This is a genomic window from Mycobacterium sp. E183 (genome assembly GCF_001667735.1).
Lineage (GTDB): Bacteria > Actinomycetota > Actinomycetes > Mycobacteriales > Mycobacteriaceae > Mycobacterium.
The window spans coordinates 70,697-90,623 of sequence record NZ_LZJN01000160.1; the positions used below are offsets into that span (position 1 = coordinate 70,697).

Annotated in this window: 16 protein-coding genes; 4 read left to right on the forward strand and 12 right to left on the reverse strand. The window is 65.5% G+C overall.

Going from position 1 to position 19,927, the window contains the following annotated elements:
* Window positions 1-81: 81 nt before the first annotated feature.
* The 12 genes from A5691_RS18960 to A5691_RS19015 form a co-directional block, all read right to left on the reverse strand.
* Entirely contained in the window at window positions 82-1,551 is a 1,470-nt protein-coding gene (locus A5691_RS18960; RefSeq protein ID WP_156675617.1) for an MFS transporter, read from the reverse strand.
* A 70-nt stretch (window positions 1,552-1,621) separates the two neighbouring features.
* Entirely contained in the window at window positions 1,622-1,825 is a 204-nt protein-coding gene (locus A5691_RS18965; protein ID WP_067275560.1) for a hypothetical protein, read from the reverse strand.
* 66 nt (window positions 1,826-1,891) lie between these two features.
* Window positions 1,892-2,557, reverse strand: coding sequence for a nitroreductase family protein (locus A5691_RS18970; RefSeq protein ID WP_067309135.1), 666 nt, complete (start codon window positions 2,555-2,557; stop codon window positions 1,892-1,894).
* A complete protein-coding gene (locus tag A5691_RS18975; protein ID WP_067275565.1) occupies window positions 2,554-2,940 on the reverse strand; it encodes a Rid family hydrolase in 387 nt (128 codons plus the stop codon). Before A5691_RS18975 ends, A5691_RS18970 begins: the two co-directional genes overlap by 4 nt.
* A gap of 32 nt (window positions 2,941-2,972) precedes the next feature.
* Window positions 2,973-3,914 (reverse strand): NADP-dependent oxidoreductase, encoded by a 942-nt coding sequence (locus tag A5691_RS18980; RefSeq protein ID WP_231981004.1) that lies wholly within the window; start codon window positions 3,912-3,914, stop codon window positions 2,973-2,975.
* A 76-nt stretch (window positions 3,915-3,990) separates the two neighbouring features.
* The gene (locus A5691_RS18985; RefSeq protein WP_067275567.1) at window positions 3,991-5,469 is read right to left on the reverse strand and encodes an NAD(P)/FAD-dependent oxidoreductase; all 1,479 of its coding nucleotides are present in this window, start codon (window positions 5,467-5,469) and stop codon (window positions 3,991-3,993) included.
* Complete coding sequence (locus A5691_RS28740) at window positions 5,459-5,974, reverse strand: hypothetical protein (protein ID WP_082945768.1); 516 nt, start codon at window positions 5,972-5,974, stop codon at window positions 5,459-5,461. The genes A5691_RS18985 and A5691_RS28740 overlap by 11 nt, the downstream gene beginning before the upstream one ends.
* Window positions 5,975-6,030: 56 nt before the next feature.
* Window positions 6,031-6,462 (reverse strand): cupin domain-containing protein, encoded by a 432-nt coding sequence (locus tag A5691_RS18995; protein ID WP_067275569.1) that lies wholly within the window; start codon window positions 6,460-6,462, stop codon window positions 6,031-6,033.
* A 550-nt stretch (window positions 6,463-7,012) separates the two neighbouring features.
* Window positions 7,013-7,228, reverse strand: a complete 216-nt coding sequence (locus A5691_RS19000; RefSeq protein ID WP_068077068.1) for a hypothetical protein — start codon at window positions 7,226-7,228, stop codon at window positions 7,013-7,015.
* Entirely contained in the window at window positions 7,225-7,440 is a 216-nt protein-coding gene (locus A5691_RS28745) for a hypothetical protein (RefSeq protein ID WP_231965198.1), read from the reverse strand. Before A5691_RS28745 ends, A5691_RS19000 begins: the two co-directional genes overlap by 4 nt.
* A gap of 630 nt (window positions 7,441-8,070) precedes the next feature.
* Window positions 8,071-8,382, reverse strand: coding sequence for a protein UsfY (gene usfY, locus A5691_RS19010; protein ID WP_067275576.1), 312 nt, complete (start codon window positions 8,380-8,382; stop codon window positions 8,071-8,073).
* 115 nt (window positions 8,383-8,497) lie between these two features.
* A complete protein-coding gene (locus tag A5691_RS19015; RefSeq protein WP_067824197.1) occupies window positions 8,498-8,878 on the reverse strand; it encodes a phage holin family protein in 381 nt (126 codons plus the stop codon).
* Between the two features lie 457 nt (window positions 8,879-9,335).
* Between A5691_RS19015 and A5691_RS19020 the strand changes: the two genes are divergently transcribed.
* The 4 genes from A5691_RS19020 to A5691_RS19035 all read left to right on the forward strand — a co-directional run bounded on the left by A5691_RS19020 (window position 9,336) and on the right by A5691_RS19035 (window position 19,196).
* Window positions 9,336-12,134 carry a LuxR family transcriptional regulator gene (locus A5691_RS19020; protein ID WP_067275583.1) on the forward strand — a complete coding sequence of 933 codons (2,799 nt, stop codon included), beginning with the start codon at window positions 9,336-9,338 and terminating at the stop codon, window positions 12,132-12,134.
* 91 nt (window positions 12,135-12,225) lie between these two features.
* Window positions 12,226-15,033, forward strand: coding sequence for a LuxR family transcriptional regulator (locus tag A5691_RS19025; protein WP_068016947.1), 2,808 nt, complete (start codon window positions 12,226-12,228; stop codon window positions 15,031-15,033).
* A 63-nt stretch (window positions 15,034-15,096) separates the two neighbouring features.
* Entirely contained in the window at window positions 15,097-17,901 is a 2,805-nt protein-coding gene (locus tag A5691_RS19030) for an AAA family ATPase (RefSeq protein WP_156675618.1), read from the forward strand.
* A 188-nt stretch (window positions 17,902-18,089) separates the two neighbouring features.
* Complete coding sequence (locus tag A5691_RS19035) at window positions 18,090-19,196, forward strand: alpha/beta fold hydrolase (RefSeq protein ID WP_082950410.1); 1,107 nt, start codon at window positions 18,090-18,092, stop codon at window positions 19,194-19,196.
* Window positions 19,197-19,927 lie beyond the last annotated feature (731 nt).

Genomic DNA, 19,927 nt, shown 5'->3' on the forward strand with positions numbered 1-19,927 from the left:
AAACGTGCATTCACCCGGGTGAACAGACCTGCCATCAAGACGAATTCGCGCCCAGACGTCTGGCGACCGAGCGGTGCACGGTTAGCGCGGAGACGATGGATCGGTTGCGGCCGAAGCGCTGCTGGCCAGGGCCGGTTGCACACCGGGCCGGTCGCGGCACAGTGCGGCAATCGCGCCCGGCACGGGCTGGCATCCGTCGGGCGGATTGGTGATCAACACGGCGGCGCACAACGCGCCGATGGTGAATAGCGCTGCGCTCACCTGAAACACGTGGGCGAATCCGGTGGCGCTCGCCGCGCCAACGCTGATCAGCCCCATGGACCCAATCGACATCAGCGCGCCCAGCCGCGAGACGGCGTTGTTGATCGCCGACGCCAGACCGCTGTGCTCTGACGGCACCGATGCCAGCGTCAGCGATGTCAGTGGCGTGACAGTCGCAACCAGCCCGATGGCCAGCACGGTTATTCCCGGAATTACGTCGATGATCGCATGGAAATCCTGGGCTTTCGGACGGATCAGCAGCAGCCCGATGCCCGCCAAGGCGGGCCCGCCGATCAGGAATGTGCGCGGGCCCACCCGTGCGGCAATCCGGCCGACATGGCGGGCGAACACCAACGACAGCGCCGGAATCGGCAGGGTGGTCAATCCGGCCGCGGTTGCTGAGTAGCCGCCGATTTCTTGGGTGTAGAGGGCGATGGCCAGCGAAGCCAGCGTCAACCCGGCATAGATGAATGCGGTGACGAGATTGGCGGCGCCGAAATTACGAAAGGTGAACAGCGGCAACGGAACCATCGCATTCCTGCTGCGGCGCTGCCAGCTTACGAAGGCTGCCAGCGCGGCCACCCCAATCACCAGCGGCGCGATGACCCGCGGTTCGGTCCAGCCGTCGTGTTGCGATCCGATCAACGCATACACGGTCCCGGCCAGCCCGACCGCCGATAGGCCCACCCCCGCGACATCGACGCGTGCGCCTGCGACCCGTCGAGACATCGGGCACAGCCAGAATGTCAGCGCAAACCCGGCCGCGATGGGGATCGCCGACAACACGAAAATCCAGCGCCAGCCAAGCAAATCGACGCACAATCCACCCAGCAGGGGGCCCAACGCGAAGGCGGTTCCGGTCCACCCGGTCCAGACGCCGATCGCAGCGGACTGGTGCGCCTTGTCGAACACCGTATTGATCAGCGCCAGTGAGCCCGGCACGAGGAACGCCGCACCCAGGCCCTGGATTACGCGCCCGGCGATAAGCATCCCCGGTGAATTGGCAACCGCCGCCAGAACCGAGCCCGCCCCGAAAGTCATCAGCCCAAACCGCATTACCGGAACGCGTCCGAACAGATCCGAGATGGACCCGGCGGGAAGAATCACGGTCGCCATCGCCAGCAGGTAGCCCTCGATGACCCATTGCTGCAGCGCTAGGCCACCGCCGAGGTCACGCTCGGTGGCAGGCAACGCCAGGTTGATGACGGTGGAGTCGAGGAACGCGACCATTGACACCATCACCGCGACCGCCATCGCGCGGCTGGTCGGCGCCGCGTCGCGCAAGCTCACCGCCGGGGCCGTCCCGCGGGTGACGATGGCGGTGCGCCAGATCCCTTGCTTGCGAGGGTCATCGGCGGTTTCAGAGCGCCTTTCTCAGACTCTTCAGCTGCGCCAACGCATCGATGTCGCTCCTGGTGATCCCCTTGTGCCGGTTGGTTTGCGCGCTGTGGTCGTCGACGGGGATGGTCGCCTCGACCTCGTTGGCGCCGACGTCACCGGAACCGACGGATCGCTTGGAGCTTTGGGGGTTGCCGGGGCTTCGACCGCCGCAGTCGCCTTCCACATTGTCCTCCTTGGAATTTCGCTTCCGAACGGGCGGTAGTCCCGCGGCTTGATTCCGGTGCTGTGCTCACCACCGGTCGAAATGCAGCACATCGTCGAGCGGTATCCGTTTGGCGCGCCGGAATGTGGTGCCGGTGTAGTACGCGGTGGGAACAGTCGTCGCGTGGTAGACGTTGTCGGGTAGTCCGAGAATCGCCCGCATGTCGCCGTCGGCCATGATGGTCACCCCGGTCCACGTCGTTCCCAAGCCCCGGGACCGCGCGGCGAGCATGTAGCTCCACGTGGCGGGCATGATCGAACTCCAATACTGGTTGGCGTTTTCGGCCGTCAGCACGCCGTCACCGTCGATGACCTCGACGCACGGGATCATCAAAACAGGGACCTCGCCGATGTGCTCGGCGAGATACGCCGCGCTGTCGGACACCTTGCGCTGCTCGCGGTTGCGCACAGGGTCGTCCTTGAATCGATCGGCGACCGCGAAAGGCGAAGCGACGATCAGCTCCCATGTGCGCCGATACACGTCGGCGATCGCGCGTCGCTGTCTTTCGTCGGTGACGACGATGAAACTCCAGTTCTGCACGTTGGCCGACGTCGGTGCCTGCACCGCGATCTCCAGGCATTCCCGGATCAGCCCGATGGGCACGGGTTTGGTCAGATCGAGGCGTCTGCGCACCGAGCGGGTCGTGGTCAGCAACTCGTCGATCGACAACTCGACGACGGGGTAATCGGTCATGCCGGCAGGATGGCGGTGACTTCGACTTCCACGCGGATGTTGGGCCACACCAGCCCGTCGATGATGCTGAACATGGCGGCGGGTTGGTGGCGGATGATCTCCTTGCTCACCGCCAGGTAGGCGGACGCATACGCACGGCTGGTGACCCATTGGCGCATGTAGACGATGTCGGTGAGCTTGGCGCCGGCCTTGCCGAGCGCGTTTTCCACATTGATCCAGCACTGCCGGGCCTCGTCGGTGAAGTCCTCGGGCAGTGTGCCGTCTTCACGCACCCCTGGTGTTCCGGAAACGAAGATCTGTGTCCCGCCGGATACCGCGATGGCGTCGGCGTAGTGTCCGATGTGTGCCGCCACTCCGGTTAGGATCGGGGTAATACTTGTCATCTCGAGACTCCTTGTTGTTGTGCGATTTTCGGTTAGCTTCCGGGGTTGTCTGTCGTGAGGACGACTCCGCTGGGCTCGTGGCCCGCCACAACATGCGCCAAGGCGGCGGCGGCCTGATCCAGGCCGCAAGACCGCGGGGTGGGCATGGTCAACCTGCCCGACGCGAGAAGCGCGGTGAGGCGGTCGAGTTGGGGCCCATCCGAGCGGACGTAAACCGCCGTCACGCCGATCCCGCGGGTCGATGCGGGTAGGTCGGGGGTGATGGTCGCCAGCCGGCCGCCGCCGGCAAGCGCGGTCATCGCCGCAGCAGCACCGCCGGGGGCGGCGTTGGCGACGGCGTCGATCGAGTCCTTCGCCAACGCCTTCGCGTGCTGTGGCCACAGCGGATCGCGATAATCGAGCACTTCGCGGGCGCCATGCCGGCGGACGCGGTTGGCGCTGCTCGGGCCGGCGGTGGCGAGCACGTCGACCCCGCGCATGGCCGCCAGCTGGACGATGAGGCCGCCGGTGATTCCGCCCGCGCCATGAACGAGCAACGTTTCTCCGCGGTGCAGGCCCAATGCCTCGCCGACCACCTGGTCAGCGGTCAACGCCGGCACCGGAAAGATCGCTGCGGTCCCCCACGGAATCTCGCGCGGTTTGCGGGCGAGCGAGCCCACCGGCGCGATCAGAAGCGGTGCCCAAGTGCCTTGATCGCGCAGCGGCACGGGGTGACACAGCACTGCATCGCCCACGCTGAATCCGTTCTGGCGATTGTCACCGACGGCCTCGATGACGCCGGCGGCCTCGACGCCGAGCGCCAGCGGGGAAGGCCTGCCGACGTCCCAACCGCCGTAGCGAACGATGTTGTCCCAGTTCCCAACCCCGGCGCCACGGGTTGCGATCAGAACCTCGTCGGACGCCAAAGGTCGCGGGTCGGCCACTTCGAACGTCTCCACATTGCCGCCGGGGGTGCGGACCCCCGCTACCAGCATGGTCACGGTCAGACGACCGGCCAGTTGTAGGTCATCGTGGTTCCTCTCGAACACCGAGATTGACGGGTTGATGCGCCTAAGCGGTTTTCTGCGCTTTCTGCGCCGCGGTGCTCAGCAACGCCGAAAGTTCCGACTCTTCCGCGAGTAGCGGATCCCAAACCTGATTGACCGTCGGATGCGGCGCGACCGCATGGCGCAGGAGAGTGACCGGGATTTTCGCGACGACGGCCAGCGTGGCCGCTTGAACCAGTTCGGAGAATTGTGGGCCGACAAATGTCGCTCCGAGCAGTGTGTTGGTCTCGTCGTTGATGACCAGTTTCGCCCAGCCTTGAAAGCCATCACGGTATAAGGCGAGGAATGACACGGCGCCGGGGTAGCGGGCCGTTCGCGTCCGTACCGCGAACCCTTCTGCCCGGGCTTGACCTTCGGTGCGGCCCACCCAGGCGACCTGAGGGTCAGTGTGGATAACCTGCGCCAGGCTGCCGGCATCACGGGCGGCCAATTCGTTGTCGGCCAGCTCCCGTCCCGCGGCCCGCGCGACGATGATTTCGGCCACGAGACGTCCGTGGTAGGTGGAGATGTGAGACAACCGCGCACGCCCAGTGGTATCTCCGAGAGCGTATAGCCAGTCGCCCGTGACACCGACCGCCTGGAGATGGTCGTTGACGCAAACGCCTTCGCCGCCCGTCAGGCCGATGGTTTCCAGTCCGATGCCGTCGGTGTTGTTGCGTCGTCCGGCGGCCAGGACGACCTCGTCTATCTCGATGGTGCGGCCGTTGAAAGTCGCGGTGACGGGTCCGCCCGCCACGGGTCGGGCCACCGCCGACAACTGTGTCTCCAAATGAATGTTGACGCCACTGCTGCGCAGTGACTGCGCGACCAGATCGCGAGCTTCGGGTTCGCAGTTGCACAGCAGCGTGTCCTCGCGCACCACAAGCGTTACCGATGACCCCAACCCGCTCAGGATGGTCGCGAACTCGACGGCGACGGGGCCGCCACCCACCACCAGAGCGCGTGGTGGCACCCGTGTCATGGTCGTCAACTCCCGATTGGTCCACGCACGCACTTGCGCCAGACCAGGTATCCCCGGCACGTAGGGACGCGTGCCAGTGGCCAGCACGACCGCGTGGCGTGCAGTCAAGACGACTTCGGTGGTATCTCCGAGGGCGTAGGCCACGCGCACCGTTCGTTCGCCGCTCAACCGGCCGAACCCGTGAAACACTGCTACACCAGCTTGCTGCAATGATGCCGTCCGCTCTTGGTCCGAGAGGTGCTCGATGAGTTCGTCTCGTTTCGCGAAGACGGCCGTAAGATCTAATTTCGTTCCCGAGAAAGCTTCTCGCACACCAGGAACCGACTTCGCGAGGTTGAACACCTCGATTGGGCGAAGTAGGGTTTTGCTCGGGTTGCAGCCCCAGTAATGACACTCGCCGCCGACGAGGCGATCCTCGACGAGGGCTACCGAAAGTCCAACCGAAGCCAGCTTCCGCACGGCGGCCACACCGCCCACCCCGCCGCCTATGACGATCACGTCAAATTGCTTACTAGCCTTCATCTCGCCTCATTTCCGAAGATGGGTACGTCCGGTCGCGTTTCGCTGATTCGCCCGTCTGACGGAGGTGGCTCGCGTCGGGGCACGCACTCCCAAACCGGCTCAACGTGCCGAGGACCGCGTAAGCCGCTGCGGCGCTGGCCGCGGAGAAGACACTGTAGCTAAGCGGCGCTTCCACGCCGAGCGATGCAGCCATCGCGATGCCAAATATTGTGAGTACCAGGGAAGTCGCTGCACCGACAAGCTTCGGTCGCCACCCGGTCAGGAGCAAGAGTCCCAGCGTCGCCTCGGTTACGGTGGCAGCCCACACAATGACGGTCAGTAAACGACCAGAAGCAAACGGAACAAGTTGGTGGGTGTAGTCGGCGAAGGGGCCCATGCTCCCCCAGCTACCCTGCCCGAACGGCTTCCACCAACCGAATCGATCGGCTACGGCCGACAGGAAGGCCGTTGCCAGCGAAAAGCGTAGCGCGATTCGGACAATGCGAATCGGATCATGTATGGGCATGATTGGCCAAGAGCGGATCATTCCAAACGGTTTCATGGCGGTTCGCCCCGGCAAGCTCATTCTGCGTTGTCGTCGGTCGTGAGCGGTCCGTCTCCGGTGTCTAACAGGAAAACTGCTAGCAATTCGGCGGGTTCGGTGGCACTGGCGTTTTCACTGATGGTGTGGTGCGCGCCGGGAGCTTCACGCCACGTCTCACCGGCGTGATAGACGCGAGCAGGCTCGCCCTCGACTTGGCTGCGGATCGCCCCGGAGATGACGTAGGCCATGATGAACGCCGATTTCGCGTGGTGGTGCGCTCCGCTTTTGGCTCCGGGCGGGTAGCTGACGGTCACTGCTTGCAGTGATTTGCCCGGGACATTGGTAGGTTGGTTGAAAACTGTTCGGACAACCGGTTTTTGATCCAAGTTCTCCGGATCCGGCTCGGCCTGGGCCCCGGGTGCGAGCGTCATAGCGATTGTCAGCGCGGCAAGTGCTGCTTTCAGAAACATCTTGGCTGCCTCCCTTTTTCGTCTTTCGCTACACGCAAGATCGTGTTGCCAGTGACGCGCTTGCCGGTACGGGTTTGGTTGTCGGGGAAGCCCCGGGCTCGGGCTGTACGCTGACGAGCTCAAGGCCGAGATCACGGACCCGGTCGAGAAGCCCGTAAAGCTGTGATTGGTCGCGGATTTCACCTGTGAACATGCTTTCGTGCACACCGGACTGGAGGCGCATCCCTTCTAAAGCGGACCCGAGGCGCTCCGTCAGGCGGCCTCGAATGCAGATTCGATACATCGTCGACTGCACTTAGCCTCCGCTCGTCAGCTCCTGACTAAGGCTTCACTGACGGGGGGTGAGTCGTCATCACCCGGCGGGCCGATTCACCCGGGTGAGCGCGGAGACGCCATGGCCGGCGTCTGTGAACGGCTGCCAACGGCCGGACCTGAAGCACGGGCCGGAGCCGATTCCTGGCGCGCCCGGCACTCAGCGAATCTGGTCGTGCACGTTGTTGTGTGTGCCCCGGCATGACGGGCCATGCCTGTCGGCGCCACTCCTGAGCCGCTAGCCACGGTGCAGCCAGCCGGCCGTGCGTCCTCGCGCCACCGCTCGGCGGCGCCGGCTGTCGGCGAGGGCTATCAACCTCGCCGTGGCCACGGCTCCCGCGCAGCCCGCGGCGGTGACACCGAAATCGATTGGCTGACCGTCGATCAACGTGAGAACGGCGTAGTCACCGGAGACCACAGCAACGAACAGGAAAGCGTTGCGTAGGCGATTCACAACGCCAGCCACTCCGCCCCGATCGGACGCACAGCGAGGATGCTGCGCAGGTATCCAGTGGGACGTCCGCAGGTCGCACACACCGGGCTGGCGCCTCGTCGGGAAGCCATCTCTCGTTTGTCGTCCACGTAGGTCGCCATCGCCCATCGGACCATCTCCAAGCAGACCTCACACAGCACCTCAACGAGGTCGCCGTCCGTGTTTAGCCCCACCTGGTCACATCCGTCGACAGCATGTATCTCGGCGACCGCTACTGCGGGAGCGCCGCATGTTTCGCCGCTCGACAGCCCCTGGGCAGTACAAATGGGCCGCAACGTGTTCAGCTGCTGCTCGATTCCGAGGGCGGCGTCCACCGCGTCATCTCCGCTCCGGTGCGCCCACCGTCGGGCAAGGGCGGCGGCGTCCCAGATTCGTTGCAGCAGCCGCGATGACCGGCCGGTACCCGGGCCGTATTCGGCAGGTGATCGTTGGGATGGGCGGCGCTTCATCTGGTCTTCTCCAATTCGTGGCTATGGAGTTCCGCGCGATCACGCAGCAGCGCGTCCCGTCATCGCGACCCGCTGCTCGCTGATGCGGCCCTTGGGGTCGGCATTTGGCCGATTCCACGTACGTCCGCTCGCGATCTGTCATGCGAGCATTTATCGACCCGGGACGAGTGGTCATCACCCGGTCGGCTCATTCACCCGGGCGATTTGATGAGTGCTGCTCGTGTCACGAGCGCACGCGAACTTCTTGACCCAAGACAGGGACGAGCTATTTGTGTTGTTGCGCAACATGACACAATGACGGCGGGATAGGACGCCCCTGCCCGTCAATGTCGCCGGGATGCTCGCAAGTGGTGATCAGCGTATGGGCGGAGGTCTACGACTCCCTGTGTGCGCAGCGTCCCACCGCGCATCGATGCGCGTGACGCGACGAAGCTCTATGGTGAGCCACAGCGTCGCGGCGACGGTGGCGAGAACGGCGACGAGCACCGAGGTGCAGAGCCATTCGTAGCGCCCATAGGCGGCTTCTGCTGCCGAGCTGATCAGCCCGCACGTGGCCACGGCCAGCAGAACCAAACCCGGCCAGAAGAAGTTGTCCTTCACGGCGATACCCGCGTGGGGTTGCGTGGTGCGGCAGTGATCCGTCGGATCATCATGCGTGTCTCCCATTAGCACTCCCCTTCGTCGTCTCGCCGGTGACCAACAATCCATCCATGGCGGACCCGCACGAAATGCCCGACCTCTATGCGGACCACCGGGGCGTGCGACCGCTTGGATGCGCGATTCAGGTCGAGCCTGCCCCGGCCCGGTTGCGCAGCTCGGGCAGCGTAATCGCCCCAATGGTGGTCACGAGCCACACCACCACCGTCGTCGCCAGCCAGGATGGCGCGCCATCGATGGTGAGCCCGTGCGTCAATTGCGAAGCGAGGGTCAACGCGACGATCGTCAATGCCAAGCCCGCGCCTCCAAGCAGCAATGACGCGTACTCGCGTGACATCTGCATGATCGAAAAGGACAGGCTTGCTTGCATTATGGTGAACGCCAGCACTCCGACGACATATCCCGGTATCGAGACCACGACTCCGGGAACAATCCACGCCGCAACCAGTAGTCCGATCCCCCACGATGTCAGGAGCACGCTGGCGAACCGCAGGATTTGCCTCATGCCGAGGTGTAGGTCGCCGAGCCGGGTCCGCCGCCCAATCCGATGTTGTTGCCGGCTGACTCAGCGCACATCGCTTAGTCCTTTCCCGAATCACCTACTGCTGGGGCGTGCTGCGTGTCTGGCATTCGCCCGGCCATTGGGGCGTAGGTCCTGCCGGAGTCAAGCTTGGGCGCCCTGCGGGTGAGCTGTCTTCACCCCGCGGCGTCAATCACCCGGGTGAGGAAATGACTAGGCTCCCCGAACGCGCACGCTGGGCAAATCGCCATTCGCGGTGCGGATTCGCGTGGGTGTCGGCGTCGCTGAGCGCACAGCATCGAGGGTGGGCACGTACGGCCCGATCGGTGTCCCGGCTACTCGCATACACTAACTACCAGCGCTAGCGGTTGCGAGAATCTGTGGACGACACGACTGAGAGGCCTACAGCCCGCCTACTGCACGTCGGGGGGCGCCGGTTCGCGTGAACATCGCAAGGCCATCGGGGAAGCTCCGCATACCGCCGATTCGGGGGCGGGCGGACGAGCTGAAGGAGATCGCCGAGCTGATCGCCGCGGTCACTCAGGGGCGCGGCGGCGTGCTAGTGATCGAGGGGCCGCCTGGCATCGGGAAGAGCCGATTGTTGACCGAGGTTTTGGCGTTGGCCGAAAAGGCCGGTGTTCGGACGCTGTTCGGCGAGGCTTTCGAGTACCAGCAGGCGGTGCCATTTTTCTCACTGTTCATGGCGACCCTGCGTGCGGATCCTCCTGTCGGTGATGCGGAGGCGTTGCGCCGCCTGGGAACGTCGGCCGATCTCAGCTACTGGGTGGTGCGCGACCTGCAGGCCGCCATATACGCCGCCGCGTCCCGAACACCGTTGGCGATAGTTCTCGAGGACGTCCACTGGGCCGATAACGCGACCTTGCTGGCGTTGCGGTCGCTGGCCGCTACGCGGCCCGATGCCCCGGTGCTGTGGGTGCTTACCGCCCGGACCGGCGCCGGCGGGCCGGCGGTGCAAGAAACGCTGTCGGTGCTGCAACGCGCGAATGCCACATTTTTGCGATTGGGGGCCATGACGCCGGACTCGGTCGCCGAAATGGTCTGCGACGCGGTACGGGCGCCGGCGGATGAGTCTTTATTGAATCTAGCTGCCAAGGCGCACGGAAATCCGTTCCTGGTCAGCGAGCTTGTGCATGGCCTGGCCGAGGAAGATCGACTGGACGCAACCGGGGGGCGAGTCATGGCCACCGGAAATGAGCTGCCGCGACGGTTGGGCGTGGGTATGCAGCAGCGACTCGACCTGCTCTCCGACAGTGCTTCGGAGGTGGTGCGGGTCGCCGGAGTGCTGCCGGACCGCTTTTCGGCAGGCCTGCTGGCCGCGATGCTGGACCGTCAGCCGGTCTCATTGCTCTCGGCGCTGGAGGAGGCGGTCCGCGCGGATCTATTCGTCGAAGACGGTGAGCAGCTGAGGTTTAGGCACGACTTGTTGCGCGAGGCCACTCGCCAGTCATTGCCGCAATCGCTGCGGCGGGCGATGGAACGCCAGTCGGCGTCGGTCATGCTGAGTATCGGCGCGGCCCCAATCGAGGTGGCCACCCAGCTGGCACGCAGCGCCGAACCCGGAGATCGAGAGGCGATCGAGGCATTACGGCAAGCCGCGCAATCGGTTGGCCGCAGCGACGCGAGCGCGGCCGCGGACTTGACCAAGCGCGCGCTGGAGCTGTTGCCGGCCGAAGATGCTGAGCGTGGATCCCTGGTCGCCGAAACGGTGGAGTGGCTCAACCGGGCCGGCCGCCATGGCGAGGCCGAAGAAATGGCCGTCGTGGCGCTCTCGGAGGCGGTCTCGCCCGAAGTTGAGGCCGAGATCCGCCTCCGGCTCCCGGCGCACACCAAACACAGCACCCAACGGCGGGCGGAGGAAAATCGCAGAGCGCTCGAGTTGGGCGACATCAGCGAGCTCACCCGTACACGGCATCTGGCGTGGCTGGCCTACAACCTTGTGCTGCAGGACAAGAGAGGGCAACAGCGCGCCGCAGCCGACGAGGCTGCCGCCGCCGCGACGGCCACCGGTGATCTCGAGGCCACAATCATGGCCGAGGTCACCCTCGCTTTGCTCGACATTGGCGAAGGGCACAGGGTCCGCGCTCTAGGCCGCCTCGAACAGCTTCATTCTCTCGGCTACACGAATGATGCGGCCTTGGCGCATCACTATGCGGCGATGTACTACGCCATCCTGCTGGCAGTGTTCGGGCGGTTGGACGACGCGGCGGGCCGGATTGCCGACGGCATTGGGCAGGCCCGCCGAGAAGGCAACGCGATGGTCCTCAATATGTGGACTGTCATTGGTGCGATCGTTCACCTCGCTGCGGGCCGGCTGTCGGCCGCACGCGATGCGGCTGAGTCCCTGCCGCCCCCACAGCCGACGGGCGTGAGCGAGCCGGACCTGCTCCGCATCGTGGTGATGGCCTCGGTGGGTGTGCACACGGATGACCGAAACGTGTTGCAGCAGATGGCCAATGACGCACAAATAGCTTACTTCACCGGCTCACCTGCGATCCGTCGAGGAGCGGCGTATGTGCTCGCACTGGCGGCCTGGCAGCGCGACGACGTCCATGAAGCGGTGCGCTGGCTCGGCGGCGACATCGCCCTGCTCGGAACACCACTACAGGTCTATGCCTTCGATCGGCTGATCTTGAGTGCGCGGGTGGCCTCGGCCGCCGGCGACGCCGGCTTGCGCGCACGGGTCCTGCAGGCCACCGAGGTGCTGGAGTGCGAGCAGCCCACGGTCCAGCTGTTTTCAGGGGTTGCCGGATATGCCCGCGGCATACTAGGGCGTGACGCCACAGCATTGGTGGCTGCCGCGGAGTTGCTTCACTCGTCGGCGCGGCCGCTTCTTTACGCCGGCGCTGCCGAGGATGCCGGCGCCGAGCTGAGTCGCGCAGAGCGCGACCTTGAGGCCATCGACCACCTGAACGCGGCTTTCGACACTTACGTCGCGTGCGAAGCGGTTGCCGATGCCCGCCGGGTCGGCCGGATGTTGCGCCGACTAGGGGTGGAGCGCCGCATCGTCACGCACCCGAGGGCGGCAACGGGCTGGGACAGCCTCACCGATTCCGAACTCAGGGTCATCAACCTCATCGCACAGGGCGCGACCAACCGCTCAGTCGCGCAGCAATTGCATCTCTCCCCGCACACCGTGAAGACACACGTGCACAATGCCTTTGCCAAGCTCGGGATCACTTCCCGAGCCCAACTGAGCCAGCGCATGCGCAGCGCCGATTGATCGACAGCAAATCTCGTTGATGCCGTGCACGGCCTACAATGACGTGCACTGCAATGGCAGTCCGGTAATCAAACGCTAGACAGGACACCCGATGGGGCCTCCAGCCGGCCTATCCGACACCGGCGGCCAACGCCTGGTCACACCTCCGATTCGAGGACGGGCGGACGAGCTGAAAAAGATCGGCGCACTGGTTACCGCGGTGGCGCAGGGCCGCGGCGGCGTGCTGGTCATCGAAGGGCCACCCGGCATCGGAAAGAGTCGGTTGCTGACCGAGGTGTTAGTGCTGGCCGAGAAGTGGGGCGTGCGCGCGCTGTTCGGGGAGGCGTTCGAATACCAGCAGACGGTGCCGTTTTTCTCGCTGTTCATGGCCACCCTCAACGCCGATCCCCCGGTCGGAGACGCAGAGGCGTTGCGCCAGCTAGGTGGCTCGGCCGATCTGCGGTATTGGGTGGTGCACGATTTGGCCGACGCGATTAATGCCGCGGCCGCTCGGACCCCGCTGGCGATTCTGTTGGAGGACATCCACTGGGCCGACAACGGGACGCTGTTGGCGCTCCGGTCGCTCGCCACCGCGCGGCCGGATGCGGCGGTGTTGTGGGTATTGACTGCCCGCACCGGGGCGGGCGGCTTTGCGGTGCAAGAGACGTTGTCGGTGCTGCAACGCGCGGATGCCACATTTCTGCGAGTGGGGGCCATGACACCTGATGCGGTCGCCGACATGGTCCGAGACGCAGTGCGTGCGGAAGCCGATGTGTCACTGCTGAATCTGGCCGCCAAGGCGCATGGGAACCCGTTCTTGGTCAGCGAGCTTGTCGGCGGCCTGGATGAGGAGAACCGACTGAACGTCAGGGGCGGCCGAGCGGTGGCCACCGGACACGGGCTGCCTCGCCGTCTGGGAGTCGGCATGCAGCAGCGACTGGATCTGCTCTCCGGTAGTGCGTCGGAGGTGGTGCGGGTGGCGGCGGTCCTGCCGGACCGGTTCTCGGCCGAGCTCTTGGCAGCGATGCTAGACCGGCCACCGACGTCGTTGCTCTCGGCGCTGGAGGAGGCGGTGCGCTCGGATTTATTGGTCGAAGACGGTGAGCGCCTCAGGTTTCGGCACGACCTGCTGCGCGAGGCCACCCGGCAGTCGTTGCCGCAGTCCTTGCGGCGGGCGATGGAGCGTCAGTCGGCATCGGCCATGCTTGGCCTGGGGGCCGCCCCGGCCGAGGTGGCTACCCAGCTGGCGCGCAGCGCCGAGCCGGGAGATCGAGAGGCGATTGACGCACTGCGCCAGGCCGCGCAAGCGGTTGGCCGCGGCGATGCCAGCGCGGCCGCGGACTTGAGCAAGCGCGCACTGCAACTACTGCCCGCCGGCGACACCGAATATGGATCGCTGGTCGCGGAAACGGTGGGGTGGCTCAACCGGGCCAGCCGCTACGGCGAGGCCGAAGAATTGGCCGACTCGGCGCTCGCGGAGGCGGCATCGCCGGAAGTAGAGGCCGAGATCCGTCTGCGGCTCCCGGTGCACACCAAGCACACCGACCAGCGGCGGGTGGAAGAGAATCGACGGGCGCTTGAGTTGAGCGGCATCAGCGAGGTCACCCGGGTCCGGCATCTGGCCTGGCTGGCGTACAACCTGATATTCGACGAAGGCGGCCAACGGCGCGCGGCCGCCGACGAGGCGGCCGCAGCCGCGAAAGTCACCGGTGATATCGAGGCCACGATCATGGCCGGCCTCACCCACGCTTTGCTCGATGCTGGTGAGGGGTACGCGTCCCGCGCGCTACGCCGTTTCGAAGAGCTCCGCCCGCTTGCTTACACGAATGAAACAGCGTTGGCGCATGCGTATGCCGGAATGTACAACGCAAACCTCCTGGCAGTCGTCGGCCGGTTGGACGACGCGACGGCCCGCATCGCCGACGGAACAGAGCAAGCCCGCCGGGAAGGCAATGCGATGGCTCTCGCCATGTGGGCCGTCTTTAGCGGGCTTGTCCACCTCGCCGCGGGCCGGCTGTCAGCCGCTCGCGATGCGACGGAGCGCCTTCCGCCGCCCCAGCCGACGGGGGCAACCGAGCACGACGTACTTCGCATGGTGATTTTCGCCGAGGTGGCGGCACACACCGATGACCGAAACTTGCTGCAGCAGATGGTAAATGACGCCCGTGCCGCCCACTCCACGGGCTCCGCCGGCATACGTCGAGGGTCGGCGTATGTGCTCGCGCGCGCGGCGTGGCAGCGGGACGATGTTCATGACGCAATGCGCTGGCTCGGCGACGTCATCCTGCTGGCGACGCCGTTTTTTCCCCATGCGTTGGTCCGGTTGATCCTGGGTGCGAAGGTGGCCTCGGCCGCCGGTGACGCCGGCTTGCGCGCGCGGGTTCTGCAGGCCACCGAAGTGCTGGAACGTGAACGGCCCGCGCTGCCGCTGTTCGCGGCGGTGGCCGCCTATGCCCGTGGCATCCTCGAACACGATGCCCAAACCTTGGTGGCCGTTGCGGAGTCGCTTCGCGGGTTTCCGCGGCCGCTGCTGTACGCCAGTGCTGCCGAGGACGCCGGCGGCGAGCTGGCTCGCGCACGGCGCGACGCCGAGGCGATCGACCAACTGAACGCGGCGTTCGACACCTACATCGAGTGTGAGGCGATTGCCGATGCCCGCCGGGTCGGCCGCACATTGCGCCGATTAGGCGTGGAACGGCGCATCGTGGCTCACCCGCGGTCAAAAACCGGCTGGGACAGCCTCACCGATTCCGAACTCAAGATCATCAACCTCATCGCACAGGGCGCGACCAACCGCGACGTCGCCACGCAGCTGCATCTCTCCCCCCACACCGTGAAAACCCACGTACACAACGCTTTCGCCAAGTTGGGCATCACTTCCCGTTCCCAACTGGCGCGGCTCATGCGCGACCCTGGGTGACGTGCACACCTAGAATGGTGTGCACTGCAGTGGCAGTCCGGTAGATGGAAGACAGGGATTCCCGTGGGGTCTTCAACCGGCCTATTTGATGTCGGCGGCCAACGCTTGATCACCTCGCCGATTCGAGGGCGGGCAGACGAGCTGAAAACGGTTGGCGCGCGGGTCAATGCGGTGGCCCGGGGGCGCGGGGGTGTGCTCGTCATCGAGGGCCCACCGGGCATCGGCAAGAGCCGGTTGCTCACCGAGGTCTTGTTGCTTGCCGAGAAGGCCGGTGTTCGGGCACTGTTCGGTGAGGCGTTCGAATATCAGCAGACGGTGCCGTTTTTCTCGCTGTTCATGGCAACCCTGCGCGCGGAGCCCCCGGTCGGTGATGCGGAGGCGTTGCGTCGCTTGGGCACCTCGGCGGATCTCCGCTACTGGGTGGTCCACGATTTGGCCGAAGCCATTCATGCGGCGGCCGCGAAAACGCCGCTGGTCATCGTCCTGGAGGACATTCACTGGGCCGACAGCGCCACTCTGTTGGCGCTGCGGTCGCTGGCCGCGATGCGGCCCGATGTCGCTGTGTTGTGGGTATTGACGGCCCGCACCGGGGCCAGTCGGCCGGCGGTGCAGCAGACGTTGTCGGTGCTGCAACGCGCGAATGCCACATTCTTGCGATTAGGGGCCATGACGCCGGATGCGGTCGCCGACATGGTTCAAGACGCGGTGCGGGCGCGGGCGGATGCGTCGCTGCTGAATCTGGCCGCCAAAGCGCACGGGAACCCGTTTTTGGTCAGCGAGCTTGTCGGGGGGCTCGGCGAGGAGGGCAGGCTCAATCTCTCCGGCGGGCGCGCGATGGTCACCGGACAGGGGTTGCCGCGGCGGCTGGGCGCCGGTATGCAGCAGCGACTTGACCTGCTCTCCAATGGCGCCTCGGAAGTGGTGCGGGTGGCCGCGGTGCTGCCCGACCGGTTCTCGGCTGGCTTGCTGGCCGCGATGCTGGAACGCTCACCCGCCTCGTTGCTGTCGGCGCTCGAGGAGGCGGTGCGCGCGGATCTTTTCATCGAAGACGGCGAGCGGTTGAGGTTTCGGCACGACTTGCTGCGCGAGGCCACCCGCCAGTCGTTGCCGCAGTCCCTGCGGCGGGCCATGGAGCGCCAAGCCGCCTCGGTCATGCTCGGGATGGGCGCGGCCCCAGCCGAGGTCGCCACCCAGCTGGCACGCAGCGCCGAACCCGGAGACCGCGAGGCGATCGACGCCCTGCGCCTAGCCGCCCAATCGGTCGGCCGCGGCGATGCCAGCGGGGCCGCGGACTTGAGCAAGCGCGCACTAGAGCTACTGCCCGCCAACGACGCTGAGCGCGGCCCACTGGTCGCCGAAACGGTGGAGTTACTGAATCGAGCGACCCGTTATGACGAGGCTCAGGCGCTTGCCGACAGCGCGCTCGCCACGCAGCTGTCCCAAGACGACGAAGCCGAGATTCGGCTGGGCATCGCCGCGGGCACCGAGGATCCGGCGCAACGCATTGCCGAGCTACGTCGCGCGCTGCAGTTGGTCGGCATCAACGACATCATCAGGGCGCGCCATCAGGCATGGGTGGCCTACTTCGAGGTGGTCAACGGCCTGCATGCGGACGCTTCGGCCGCGGAAGCGGCCGCGGCCGAAGCCGCCGCGACCGGTGATGTGGAAGCCCGGATCGTCAGCGCTACCGCGCTTGCCCTGAACGACTACCAGGACGGTTATGCGGTGCGCGCACTTCGGCGCATGGACGAGGTCGATGTACTGACGCGCGGGGGCAAGGCAACCCTCGGCGGCATATATGCCGCCAAGCGGCGCGCAGGCCTGATTGTTTGCGTGGGCAGCTTGGAGGAGGCCAGCGTGCAGGTCGCCGAGGGCACCGAGAAGGCCCGTCGCGAACGCAACGCGATGGCGCTTCCCGGCTGGACCCATCTCGGCGGGATGGTTCACGCGGCGGCGGGTCGCTTGGCCGCGGCGCGTGACACCATCGAGGCGCTGCCTCGGCGTGAATGGGCCAACGGTACCGAGGTCAACATTGAGCGCATTCTTGTTCTGGCTGAGGTAGCGACGCGAACAGGCGACCGAAAGTTATTGCAAGACTTGGTGTCTGAGTCGACAGCCCTGTATTCCAGCACCTCGCCCTTGCTGTCCGGCGGCGCGGCTTATGTGGTCGCCCTTGCCGCGTGGGACCGCGGCGACGTTGGCGACGCGGCGCGTTGGCTCGGGGGCAAGAACGCGCGTGTCATCACACCGCTGTGGCCCAACGTGTTCGATCAGCTGACGCTGACAGCGCGGGTGGCTTCGGCAGCCGGGGACGCCGGGCTGCGCGCGCGAGTGCTGCAGAGCATCGAGGTGCTGGAACGCGAGCGGCCCGGTGTGGCGTTGTTCGCGGCGGTCGCCCAGCAGGCCCGCGGAATCCTGGAACGTGACGCCGATGCGCTTTTGGAGGCTGCCGGCGCGCTTAGTACGCGGCGTCCGCTTCTCCACGCCGGTGCCCTCGAAGACGCCGCTGGTGAACTCGTGCGCGCCGGACGCGATGCGGAGGCGATCGAGGGCCTCAACAAGGCGTTCGACACCTTTGTGCAATGCGAAGCGGTTGCAGATGCCCGTCGGGTCGGCCGCGAGTTGCGCCGATTAGGCGTGGAACGGCGCATCGTCGCCCAGCCGCGGGCGAAAAGGGGCTGGGACAGCCTCACCGACTCCGAGCTTACGGTAGTCAACCTCATCGCCCAGGGCGCGACCAACCGCTCCGTCGCGCAGCAACTGCATCTTTCCCCGCATACGGTGAAGACACACGTGCACAACGCGTTTGCCAAATTGGGAATTGCCTCCCGTGGCGAGTTGGCGCAGCTGATGCGCGGCTCCGATTGACCGGCGCCAAAATACGGGACCGCCTAGTACTGCATCCATCCGGGCCTAAACATCAACCTTCGGGCGATGGTTTTGCGCTGGCCGCACGACGACCGTAGTAGTCGACCCTGATCACGTACTCCGCCGGCCCGGCGGTCCAGCTAGGCCAGACACCGTGCCGGTGAGCACACAAGCGAAAGACCGAGACAATGTTGAACACGACGCTTGGAGTGCAGCAACGGTCCCACACGCAGGCAACGCGGCGCGGCCGGAGGCGAACGCTGGGCACACGCCGATCACTGGCCTGCAACCGCACGGTTACCACGAGCGATGGCGTCTCGCTGTCCGTTCGGGACTGGGGATCTCACGCCGCCGGCCATACGGTCGTGCTCCTTCATGGTTTTTGCCTGAACAAAGAGTCCTGGAATATCCAGATGACGCAGCTAATTCGCCTCTGGGGCAACAACATCCGGATCATCAGTTACGATCATCGCGGCCACGGCGACTCCGGCGATGCGCCAATGCACACGTACCGGATCGACCGACTCGCTGACGACCTAGCCGAGCTGCTGGTGGCGCTTCGCGTTACAGACCCTCTCACCCTGGCGGGACACTCGATGGGCGGCATGACAGCCTTGGCCTATCTACGCCGGCCAGCCAGCTCGCGTCCCGTTGAACCGGAAAGCCTCGTTCTCGTCGCGACCGCCGCGGGGAGCCTCGGTTCACACGGCCTCGGTCGGCTGCTGAACACCCCGGCGACAAGCATGATCTACAACCTCGTACACCGCATGCCGCGCGCGGGGACCGATCAGGTTGTTCAATTGCTCGCCCGTCCGGTGTGCGCGGCACTGACCAGGCACGGCGGATACGGTGAATCCGCACCGAAATCGTTGGTGGCTATGTCCGCGGCCGCCGTCAACGCGACCCCGTCGGCGACCAAAGTCGGCTTCCTGCTCGGTCTGAGGGAGTACGACTGCTCTCAGACCCTGAGCTCCATCACGGCCAAGACAACCATCATCAGCGGAGGAGCGGACAAGCTCACGCCGATGTGGCATGCCCGCAAGTTGGCCGACGGTATCCCGGCGGCGACTCTCATTCACCGGCACGCCGCCGGGCACACGCTCTTGCATGAAGTCCCGCAGGTGGTCACCGAAGCGATCAGCTCCAGCGTCGCCGCCGACTATCACCATTCCAGGACCGATGAAGCAGGCGCATGCGCGGCGTCAGACCCGCCGCCAGACGATGACTTTCCTATGAGCCATGCCACTTCGGCGCGTAATACATCACCCGTGGCAGGTGAGGAGCGAGTGTCGTGACCCGGTTGGTCCGGTTCCCCTTTGCGCACACGATTCACCGGGGATTACGCGATCCTCATGCTGACCGTTCGGCGGGCTGGGGCTGCGGCAAGCGCGTCTCAGCCCGCCGACCACCATGCAAAGTACCCAACATCACGACCCGCCGCGGCCGGCCGACCGCATCGCCGCAGTTGTTCGCCGCACGGATCGCCCTGAAGAACGAGAACCATTTCCCAGCAATGACTTTGATCGCGTCAGGCCTTCGTCTCACAGAGTTGCTCGGATGTCCCAACATCGCTGTCTCGAATGGGGTTCTTCGTCCGTCTGCACGCACACTTAGGCCGACGGGGTCGGGCGTGATTCACCTTCATGCGGCGGTCGGATTGACAGGGCTGTCAAATATCGAAGCCACTACGTATACACCGACCCGGTTCTAAACATCACCCGCTGGGCGATGGTGACCGCGCTCCCCCGCTGCCAACGTAGTCAGTGGACTCTTGGAACGCCGTGACCGCGGCCGCTCAACCAGGAAGTGGCGCCGAGAGCAAACGACACAGCGGAATCGAGAAAACGATGATGAGCACAGTGTTGGGGATGCTGATGATGTTGCCAGTCGTATTCGGCGTCGGTGGATACGTGTTGGTTACCCGACGACCATGAGCACCCTGGCGCTCTCACGGCGTTTCATGTTGACACCTCGGTCACCGCATGTCGCGACACGGAGTCATCGCATCGATGCGAGAAGAGGGAAA